The organism is Micromonospora sp. NPDC049799 (assembly GCF_040656655.1).
Taxonomy (GTDB): Bacteria; Actinomycetota; Actinomycetes; order Mycobacteriales; family Micromonosporaceae; genus Micromonospora.
In genome coordinates, this window is record NZ_JBFAMU010000190.1 from 1 (window position 1) to 9,125 (window position 9,125).

General features: G+C 71.1%; 9 protein-coding genes. 4 read left to right on the plus strand and 5 right to left on the minus strand.

What is annotated here, in order from left to right; translation table 11 throughout:
* The 5 genes from AB0I76_RS16020 to AB0I76_RS16040 form a co-directional block, all read right to left on the minus strand.
* A partial coding sequence (locus AB0I76_RS16020) for an FAD-dependent oxidoreductase (RefSeq protein WP_357035296.1) occupies nucleotides 1–693 on the minus strand: 693 nt, incomplete at its 3' end.
* Nucleotides 690–1,529, minus strand: a complete 840-nt coding sequence (locus AB0I76_RS16025; RefSeq protein ID WP_357035299.1) for an ABC transporter permease — start codon at nucleotides 1,527–1,529, stop codon at nucleotides 690–692. The genes AB0I76_RS16020 and AB0I76_RS16025, both read right to left, overlap by 4 nt.
* Nucleotides 1,529–2,443 (minus strand): ABC transporter permease, encoded by a 915-nt coding sequence (locus tag AB0I76_RS16030; RefSeq protein ID WP_357035302.1) that lies wholly within the window; start codon nucleotides 2,441–2,443, stop codon nucleotides 1,529–1,531. Before AB0I76_RS16030 ends, AB0I76_RS16025 begins: the two co-directional genes overlap by 1 nt.
* Nucleotides 2,440–3,591, minus strand: coding sequence for an ABC transporter ATP-binding protein (locus AB0I76_RS16035; RefSeq protein ID WP_357035305.1), 1,152 nt, complete (start codon nucleotides 3,589–3,591; stop codon nucleotides 2,440–2,442). The genes AB0I76_RS16030 and AB0I76_RS16035 overlap by 4 nt, the downstream gene beginning before the upstream one ends.
* Before the next feature lie 5 nt (nucleotides 3,592–3,596).
* On the minus strand, nucleotides 3,597–4,742 hold the full coding sequence (locus tag AB0I76_RS16040; RefSeq protein ID WP_357035308.1) for a spermidine/putrescine ABC transporter substrate-binding protein: 1,146 nt from the start codon (nucleotides 4,740–4,742) through the stop codon (nucleotides 3,597–3,599).
* A gap of 247 nt (nucleotides 4,743–4,989) precedes the next feature.
* Between AB0I76_RS16040 and AB0I76_RS16045 the strand changes: the two genes are divergently transcribed.
* The 4 genes from AB0I76_RS16045 to AB0I76_RS16060 all read left to right on the plus strand — a co-directional run bounded on the left by AB0I76_RS16045 (nucleotide 4,990) and on the right by AB0I76_RS16060 (nucleotide 9,047).
* A complete protein-coding gene (locus AB0I76_RS16045) occupies nucleotides 4,990–5,502 on the plus strand; it encodes an Lrp/AsnC family transcriptional regulator (RefSeq protein WP_357035311.1) in 513 nt (170 codons plus the stop codon).
* A 181-nt stretch (nucleotides 5,503–5,683) separates the two neighbouring features.
* Nucleotides 5,684–7,030, plus strand: coding sequence for an aspartate aminotransferase family protein (locus AB0I76_RS16050; protein ID WP_357035314.1), 1,347 nt, complete (start codon nucleotides 5,684–5,686; stop codon nucleotides 7,028–7,030).
* Nucleotides 7,015–7,671, plus strand: a complete 657-nt coding sequence (locus tag AB0I76_RS16055; RefSeq protein WP_357035317.1) for a pyridoxamine 5'-phosphate oxidase family protein — start codon at nucleotides 7,015–7,017, stop codon at nucleotides 7,669–7,671. Before AB0I76_RS16050 ends, AB0I76_RS16055 begins: the two co-directional genes overlap by 16 nt.
* Nucleotides 7,671–9,047 (plus strand): FAD-binding oxidoreductase, encoded by a 1,377-nt coding sequence (locus AB0I76_RS16060; protein ID WP_357035320.1) that lies wholly within the window; start codon nucleotides 7,671–7,673, stop codon nucleotides 9,045–9,047. The genes AB0I76_RS16055 and AB0I76_RS16060 overlap by 1 nt, the downstream gene beginning before the upstream one ends.
* Nucleotides 9,048–9,125: the final 78 nt, after the last annotated feature.

Here is a 9,125-nt window from a genome sequence, read left to right on the forward strand (position 1 = left end):
CAGCGCCGCGCCGTCGGCGCGCAGGCCGGTGACCCGGGTGTGCTCGTGGATCCGCACGCCGAGGTCGAGGGCGGCGCGGCGCAGGCCCCAGGCCAGTCGCGCCGGGTCGAGCATGGCGACCCGGTCGCGGTCCCAGAGTCCACCGAGGTACGTCGGGGAGTCCACCTCGGCACGCACCTCGTCGGCGTCGAGCAGGCGTACGTCGTGGCCGTACCGCCGGGCCAGGGCCGCGTCCTCGGCCAGCGCGTCGAGCTGGTACGGCTCGACCGCCACCGCCAGCTCACCGGTGCGCTCGAAGTCGCAGTCGATCCCGAGGTCCGCCACGGTGGTGGCGATGGCGTCCAGGTTCTCCCGGCCGAGCCGTTCCAGCTGGTCGATCTCGTCCGGGAAACGGTCGACGCCGTTGGCCAGGCCGTGCGTGAGCGACGAGGCGCAGAAGCCGCCGTTGCGCCCGGAGGCGGCCCAGCCGCAGGTGCCGGCCTCGATCAGCAGCACGTCCCGGTCCGGGTCGTCCTGCTTGGCGAGCAGGGCGGTCCAGAGCCCGGAGTAGCCGCCCCCGACGACGAGCAGGTCGGTCCCGGTCGCGCCGTGCGACGGCGGGAGCGGGTCGGGGCGTTCCGGACGGTCCAGCCAGTAGGGCACGCGCGCCGCGTCCGCCAGCGCGCGCGCCCGGCCGGTATGGGAGCCGGTCACGACCGCCCGCCGGCCTCTCCGGCGACCACGGGTGCCGCGACGGCGGCCCGGCTCGCCCGTCGCCCGCGCAGCGAACTGGCCAGGACCAGCAGCAGCGCGATCACGAACATCGCCGTCCCGATGACGTTGACCTGCGGCGGGATGCCCCGCTGGGCGGCGCCCCAGACGTACATCGGGAACGTGACGGTGGTGCCGGAGTTGAAGTTCGTGATGATGAAGTCGTCGAACGACAGGGAGAACGCGAGCAGCGCGGCGGCCACGATGCCGGGCAGCACCAGCGGCAGGGTGATCCGGCGGAACGTCTGCCACTCGGTGGCGTAGAGGTCCATCGCGGCCTCCTCCAGTCGCCGGTCCATGCCGGCGAGGCGGGCCTTCACGGTGACCACCACGAACGACACGCAGAACATCACGTGCGCGATGACGACGGTCCAGAAGCCGAGCTGTACCCCGCCGGCGACGAAGAGGGCGAGCAGCGAGGTGCCCATCACCAGCTCCGGCGTCGCCATCGGCAGGAAGATCAGCACGTTGATCCCGGACCGGCCGCGGAAACGGTGCCGCACCAGGGCGAACGCCATCAGCGTGCCGAGCACGGTGGCCGCCACGGTGGCGATGAACCCGATCTGCACGCTGCGCACCACGGCATCGCACATGTCGCTGGTGGCGCACGGCTGCCGCCAGTTGTCCAGGGTGAACTCGTTGAAGTCGTACGACAGGCGGCTGGACGGGCGGTTGAAGGACAGTGCGGCGACCACGGCGATCGGCAGGAACAGGTAGCCGAGGACCAGCAGGCCCACGCCCATCACCCAGCGGTCGGCCAGCCAACGGGAGAACCTCATCACAACACCTCGTCCGTGCCGGCCCGGCGCAGGTACACGAAGACCACCGCGAGGATCGCCGCCATCAGCAGGAAGGACAGCGCCGCGCCCTGCGGGTAGTCCAGCCGGACCAGGAAGGCCGAGTCGATGACGTTGCCGATCATGTACTCGTTCGGGGTACCGAGCAGTTCGGCGTTGATGTAGTCGCCGCTGGCCGGGATGAAGAACAGCAGCGTGCCGGCGACCAGGCCGGGCATCGACAGCGGCAGGGTGACCCGCCGGAACGTCTGCACCGGGCTCGCGTACAGGTCGCTCGCCGCCTCCAGCATCCGGTAGTCCAGTCGCTCCAGGCTCGCGTACAGCGGCAGCACCAGGAACGGCAGAAAGTTGTACGTCAGGCCGAGGATCACCGCGACCGGAGTGGCGAGCAGCCGGCCGTCGGGACCGAGCAGGTGCACGTCGCGCAGCAGCCCGACGAGCCAGCCGTTGTCCGACAGGATCGTCTTCCACGCCAGCGTGCGGACCAGGAAGCTGGTGAACATCGGCGCGACCACGCACACCAGCAGCAGGTTCTTCCACCGGCCGGCCTTCTGCGCGATCGCGTACGCCAGCGGGTAGCCCATCAGCAGTGCCAGCACCAGCGCGATGCCGGCGTAGAGGAACGACCGGGTGAACTGCGGCCAGTACGCCTGCAGCGCGTCCGGGTAGTTGCCGAACGCCCAGGTCAGCGCGTAGCCGGTGGAGAGTGAGCCGCTCGGGTCGTAGAGGCTCGCGGCGGCGAGTTGGAGCAGCGGCAGGCCGAAGAACAGCAACAGCCAGGCCGCGCCGGGCAGCAGCAGCAGGTACGGCAGGAGGCGGTGCCGCCCGGACCGGGCCGCCGGCGGTGGTGCCGCCGACTGCCCGGATCCCGCGGGCACGTGGGCGAGGGCGGTCATGAGCTGACGCCCACCGGCTCGTCGAGCACCGGAGTCGTGCGGTCGTGCTCGCCCGGCTCGCGGTGCAGCAGGAACGCGTGCCGCGGATCCCAGTACGCCACGGCCTGCGTGCCGGGTGCGAGCTGACCGTGGGTGCCGCTGTTGGCGACGAACACCGACAGTTCGCTCCCCCAGGCCGTCCGCAGCAGGTACTGGGTGCTGACCCCGACGTACGAGGCGTCGGTGACGGTCCCGGTGACGTGGTGGTGTCCGGCGGGGACCTGGTCGGCGGAGCCGGCCAGGTGCAGCTTCTCCGGGCGTACGCCGAGGAAGACCGGACCCCGGTCGGCGCGTGCCCGGCCGACGGGCACCGAGAAGCGACCGCCGTGCGCCGAGACCGGCACCTCGCCTCCGGCGGGCCCGGCGGCCTCGGCGGCCAGGAGGTTGGACTGGCCGAGGAAGTTCGCGACGAAGGCGGTGGCCGGGAACTCGTAGATGTCGGCCGGCGCGCCGAGCTGCTCGATGCGCCCCGCGTTCATCACCGCGACCGTGTCGGCCATGGTCATGGCCTCCTCCTGGTCGTGGGTGACGTGCACGAAGGTGATGCCCACCTCGGTCTGGATGCGCTTGAGCTCGATCTGCATCTGCCGGCGCAGCTTCAGGTCGAGCGCGCCGAGCGGCTCGTCGAGCAGCAGCACCTGCGGGTGGTTGATCAGGGCGCGGGCCAGGGCGACCCGCTGTTGCTGCCCACCGGAGAGCTGGGCGGGCCGGCGCCGGTCGTAGCCGTCGAGCTGCACCAGCGACAGCATCCGGCGGACCTGGTCGTCCACCTTGCGGATGCCGCGCCGGCGCAGCCCGAACGCCACGTTCTCGGCGATGTCCAGGTGCGGGAAGAGCGCGTAGGACTGGAACACGGTGTTCACCGGCCGCTTGTACGGGCGCAGCCGGGCGATGTCCCGGTCGCCGAGCAGGACCTGCCCGCTCGTCGGCTCCTCCAGCCCCGCGATCATCCGCAGGGTGGTGGTCTTGCCGCAGCCGGACGCCCCGAGCAGGGCGAAGAACGAGCCCTGCGGGATGGTCAGGCTGAGGTCGTCCACCGCGGTGAAGACGCCGAACCGCTTGGTGAGGTCGGCCAGCCGCAGGTCACCGGCCGGTGCATCGTGTCCCATGGTTCTCACGCCCCGATTACCTGCTGGAACTTGCGCTCGTACTCGGTCTCCTGCTTCTCGTCCAGGGCCATGAACACCTTGGACTTCGACAGCATGGCCTCGTCCGGGAAGATCAGCGAGTTGGCCGCCAGCTCCGGGTCGATCTTCTCCATCTCGGCCTGGGCGCCCTTGACCGGGCAGATGTAGTTGACGTAGGCGGCGAGCCTCGCGGCGACCGCGGGGTCGTAGTAGTAGTTGATGAGCTGCTCGGCGTTCGCCTTGTGGGTGGCCTTGTTCGGCACCATCATGTTGTCCGACCAGAGCATGACGCCGGACTCCGGCACCACGAACCTGACCTTCTCGTCCTCGAAGCCGAGCTGGATGACGTCACCGGACCAGCCGATGCACGCGGCGATGTCGCCCTTGGCCAGGTCGGGGGCGTAGTCGTTGCCGGTGAACTTGCGGATCTGGCCGGAGTCGACGGCCTTCTTGAGCTTGTTGAGCGCGTCGTCGAACTGGGGTCCGGTGAAGTTCGCCGGGTCGTGGCCGTTCGACTGGAGCAGCAGGCCCATCGTGTCGCGCATCTCCGACAGCGCGGTCACCTTCCCCTTGAGATCGGGGCGGGTGAGCAGTTCGTCGACCGTACGGATCTCCTTGGTCACCTTGCCGTTGTAGGCGAGGCCCGCGAGGCCGGACTGCCACGGGATCGCCAGCTGGTTCTCCGGGTCGAAGGAGCGGTTGCGAAGCGAGGGCAGGAGGTTCGCCTCGACGTTGGGCAGCTTCGACTTGTCGAGCTTCTGGATCCAGCCGAGCCGGATCATCCGGGCCGCCATCCAGTCAGTGACGGCGAACATGTCCCGGCCGGTGCTCTGACAGGCGGCGAGCTGGTTCTGCACCTTGCCGAAGAACTCGTTGTTGTCGTTGACGTCCTCGGTGTAGGTGACCTTGATGCCGGTCTTCGTGACGAACTCGTCGAGGGTGGGACGCTTCGACTCGTCCTTCTCGTCGACGTCCATGTACTGCGGCCAGTTGGAGAAGGCCAGAGTCTTCTCGGTGCCGGAGAGGTCGTCGCTGACGCAGCCGGCCTCGGTCTGGGTCGCGGCCTTCGTGCCGCAACCGGCCAGCGAGCCACCGGCGGCGAGCAGCGCTGCGGAACCCAGAGTGCCGGTCAACAGCCCACGCCGGGAAAGGGGGCGGAGGGGAGATCGCATATGACGACTCCTAAGGGGTCTTTCGTCGGCGGCGGGAGGGGGGTGGCGCGCCGGCGGGAGGGTCAGGTCGCGGTGGACGACTGATCCTGACATGAGGTGACCTTCCTTACAAGGGATTCCGTTGCGGGAATAGCTCTCGACGACGAAATACGCCAGACTGCGCGATGGCACTAGGCTCAGGCCCGGGAATCCGGCAAGGGGAGCGTCGATGACGAACCGACACAACGACAACGGCAACGGCGGACGGCGCGTCACCGTCCGTGACGGGGCCAGCCACGCGCTGCTCGACGACGTGGCGAAGCAGATCATCGAGCAGCTCCAGGAGGACGGCCGGCGCCCGTACGCGACGATCGGCAAGGCCGTCGGGCTCTCCGAGGCGGCGGTACGCCAGCGGGTGCAGCGCCTGCTCGACGCGGGCGTCATGCAGATCGTCGCGGTCACCGACCCGCTCCAGCTCGGCTTCCCCCGGCAGGCCATGATCGGCCTGCGCACCAACGGCGACCTGGAGACCGTCGCCGACCGCCTCGCCGAGTTGGAGGAGGTCGACTACGTGGTCATCACCGCCGGATCGTTCGACCTGCTCACCGAGGTCGTGTGCCGCAACGACGACCACCTGCTGGAGATCCTGCAGCGGCTCCGGGCCGTCGAGGGCGTGCTGTCCACCGAGGCGTTCGTCTACCTCAAGCTGCGCAAGCAGACGTACACGTGGGGCACCGCCTGACCGCTGGCCCGACGCGCATCGTGCGGAATCCGTTGTTCCGTCGACGCACTCTCGCTGAATCCGTCGCTATCGCCGCCCTTCACGACTGATACCACTTGCTTTCGGGCGTGCGGCTGTGGGATAACCGTGGGCAGAGCGGCCGGTGTCCACCCCTACCGGCCCGAGACCCGATGGGGCTGACATGGCCAACGCCACCGACCACCTCTGGATGCACTTCACCCGGATGGCGAGCTACTCCGCCGGCGAGGTGCCGACCATCGTGCGCGGCGAGGGCGCGTACGTCTGGGACTCGCAGGGCCGCCGCTACCTGGACGGGCTCGCCGGGCTCTTCGTCGTCAACGCCGGGCACGGCCGGACCGAGCTGGCCGAGGCAGCCGCCAAGCAGGCGGGCGAGCTGGCCTACTTCCCACTGTGGTCGTACGCCCACCCGACCGCGGTCGAGCTGGCCGAGAAGATCGCCTCGCTGACCCCCGGCGACCTGAACCGGGTCTTCTTCACCACCGGCGGCTCGGAGGCCGTCGAGGCGGCGTGGAAGCTGGCCCGGGCCTACTTCAAGCGCACCGGCCAGCCGAACAAGCACAAGGTGGTCAGCCGCTACATCGCCTACCACGGCACGTCGATGGGTGCGCTGTCGATCACCGGCCTGCCCGGCATCAAGAGCGACTTCGAGCCGCTGGTGCCCGGCGGCATCAAGGTCCCGAACACGAACTTCTACCGCGCACCCGAGCACGGCGACTCCCCCGAGGCGTTCGGCCGCTGGGCCGCCGAGGAGATCGGTCGGGCGATCGAGCGGGAGGGGCCCGACACCGTCGCCGCCGTCTTCCTGGAGCCCGTGCAGAACTCCGGCGGCTGCTTCCCGCCGCCACCCGGCTACTTCGAGCGGGTCCGGGAGATCTGCGACGCGTACGACGTGCTGCTCGTCTCCGACGAGGTGATCTGCTCGTGGGGCCGGCTCGGCGAGTACTTCGGCGCCGTCCGCTACGGCTACCAGCCGGACATCATCACCACGGCCAAGGGCATCACGTCCGGCTACGCCCCGCTCGGCGCGATGATCGCCAGCGACCGGCTGATGGAGCCGTTCCTGACCGAGACCGGCATGTTCGCCCACGGGGTCACCTTCGGCGGCCACCCGGTCTCCTGCGCGGTGGCCCTGGCCAACCTGGAGCTCTTCGCCCGCGAGGACCTCATCGGGCACGTCCGCGCCAACGAGGGTGCCTTCCGGTCCACCCTGGAGAAGCTGCACGACCTGCCGATCGTCGGCGACGTCCGCGGCGACGGCTACTTCTACGGCATCGAACTGGTCAAGGACAAGACGACCCGGGAGACGTTCGACGAGGCGGAGTCCGAGCGGCTGCTGCGCGGGTTCCTCTCCACCGCGCTGTTCCAGGCCGGCCTCTACTGCCGCGCCGACGACCGGGGCGACCCCGTCGTGCAGCTCGCGCCGCCGCTGATCGCCGACCAGCAGCAGTTCGACGAGATCGAACAGATCCTGCGGGGCGTCCTCACCGAGGCATGGTCCCGGCTCTGAGCGGCGACGGGAACGAAAAGGTCGGGCGGACGGCACGCACCCGCGTACGCCGGCTGCCCGACCTCGCGGTGCACGACCGGGCGACGCTGTACGCGATCCTCGACGCCGGCCGGGTCGGTCACCTGGCGATCGTCGACGGCGACCAGCCGTACGCCGTGCCGGTGGCCTGCGCCCGCGACGGCGAGCGGGTTCTGGTCCACGGCTCCACGGGCAGCCGGCTCTTCCGCCACCTCGCCGCCGGGGCGCCGGCCTGCCTCACCGTCACCCTGCTCGACGGCCTGGTGCTCGCCCGCAGCGCCTTCGCCTCCTCGATGAACTACCGCTGCGCCATGGTTCTCGGTCAGGCGGCCACGCTCGACGACGAGGCGAAGCTCGCCGCGCTGGAGCGGATCACCGAGCATCTGCTGCCCGGACGCTGGGCGCAGCTCCGCCCGCCATCGGCGAAGGAGATGGCGGCCACGCTGGTGCTGGCGCTGCCACTCGCCGAGTGCTCCGTGAAGGTCAGCGCCGGCCCGCCGGACGACCCCGACGAGGACCTGGACCATGCGGTCTGGGCCGGTGTCGTGCCGGTGGTCGAGTCCCTCGGAGCTCCGGAGCCCGACCCGGCCCTCCGCTTCGACCTGCCGCCCCCGGAGTGGTGATGCGCTACCAGGACCTGTCGTACTGGTTCTCCACCGTGGACGAGGCGCTGACGCCGCGCCCACCGCTGCCGGGCGACGCCGACGCCGACGTGGTGATCGTCGGGGCGGGCTACACCGGGCTGTGGACGGCGTACTACCTGGCCGCCGGCGACCCGTCGCTGCGGATCGTGGTGCTGGAGGCGGAGATCGCCGGGTACGGGGCGTCCGGCCGCAATGGCGGCTGGTGCTCGGCGTTGTTCCCCACCTCGCTGCCCGCGCTGGCCCGCCGGCACGGTCGCGACGCGGCGATCGCCATGCAGCGGGCCATGCACGCCACGGTCGCCGAGGTCGGCCGGGTCGTCGCGGCCGAGGGCATCGACTGCGACTGGGCGTACGGCGGCACGGTCACGCTCGCCCGCACCGGCCCGCAGTTGGAGCGGGCCCGCGCGGCGGTGGCCGAGGCACGGGAGTTCGGCCTGGGGCCGGACGATCTCGCCCTCCTCGACGCCGACGAGGCCACCGCACACTGCGCCGCCGAGGGGGTACGCGGTGGCACGTACACCCCGCACTGCGCGGCGGTGCACCCGGCCCGGCTGGTGCGCGGGCTGGCCGCGGCGGTCGAACGCCGCGGGGTGACCATCCACGAGCGCACGCCGGTCACCCGGATCCTGGCCGGCGCGGCGGTGACCCCGGCCGGGACGGTCCGGGCGCCGGTGGTGGTCCGGGCGACCGAGGGGTACACGCCGGCGCTGCCCCGTCAGCGCCGCACGGTCGCCCCGGTCTACTCGCTGATGGTGGCGACCGAGCCGCTGTCCGCGTCGACGTGGGCCGAGATCGGGCTGGCCGCACGGGAGACGTTCTCCGACCACCGGCACGTGATCATCTACGGCCAGCGGACCGCCGACGGGCGGCTCGCCTTCGGTGGGCGGGGCGCGCCGTACCACTTCGGCTCCCGGGTCTCCCCCACCTACGACCGGGAGCCACGGGTGTTCGCCGCGCTGCGCCGTACGCTCGGCGAGCTGTTCCCGGTGCTCGGCCCGAACGTGCCGGTGACGCACACCTGGGGTGGCCCGCTCGGGGTGGCGCGCGACTGGGCCGCCTCGGTCGGCCTCGACCGGGACAGCGGACTGGCCTGGGCGGGCGGCTACGTCGGCGACGGCGTCGGCACCAGCAACCTTGCCGGCCGCACGCTGGCCGACCTGATCCGCGGCGCCCGTACCGACCTGACCCGGCTCCCCTGGGTCAACCACCGCTCCCCGAGGTGGGAGCCGGAACCGCTGCGCTGGCTCGCGGTCAACGCCGGCCTCCGCATCATGACCAGGGCCGACCACACCGAAACCCGGACCGCCCGCCCCTCCCGCCCAGCCACCCTGTTCACCCGCCTCCTGGGCCACTAACCCGCCCCCGTCCCCACCCCCAACGCGTTGATCAAGGGGTTTGGGTCAGGAGCCGCGCGGATTTCGACGCAAACCCCT

Coding starts and splice junctions, on each gene's coding strand:
- AB0I76_RS16030 (WP_357035302.1), bottom strand. CDS start 2,443: ATGACCGCCCTCGCCCACGTGCCCGCGGGATCCGGGCAGTCGGCGGCA.
- AB0I76_RS16025 (WP_357035299.1), bottom strand. CDS start 1,529: ATGAGGTTCTCCCGTTGGCTGGCCGACCGCTGGGTGATGGGCGTGGGC.
- AB0I76_RS16060 (WP_357035320.1), top strand. CDS start 7,671: ATGCGCTACCAGGACCTGTCGTACTGGTTCTCCACCGTGGACGAGGCG.
- AB0I76_RS16045 (WP_357035311.1), top strand. CDS start 4,990: ATGACGAACCGACACAACGACAACGGCAACGGCGGACGGCGCGTCACC.
- AB0I76_RS16055 (WP_357035317.1), top strand. CDS start 7,015: ATGGTCCCGGCTCTGAGCGGCGACGGGAACGAAAAGGTCGGGCGGACG.
- AB0I76_RS16050 (WP_357035314.1), top strand. CDS start 5,684: ATGGCCAACGCCACCGACCACCTCTGGATGCACTTCACCCGGATGGCG.
- AB0I76_RS16035 (WP_357035305.1), bottom strand. CDS start 3,591: ATGGGACACGATGCACCGGCCGGTGACCTGCGGCTGGCCGACCTCACC.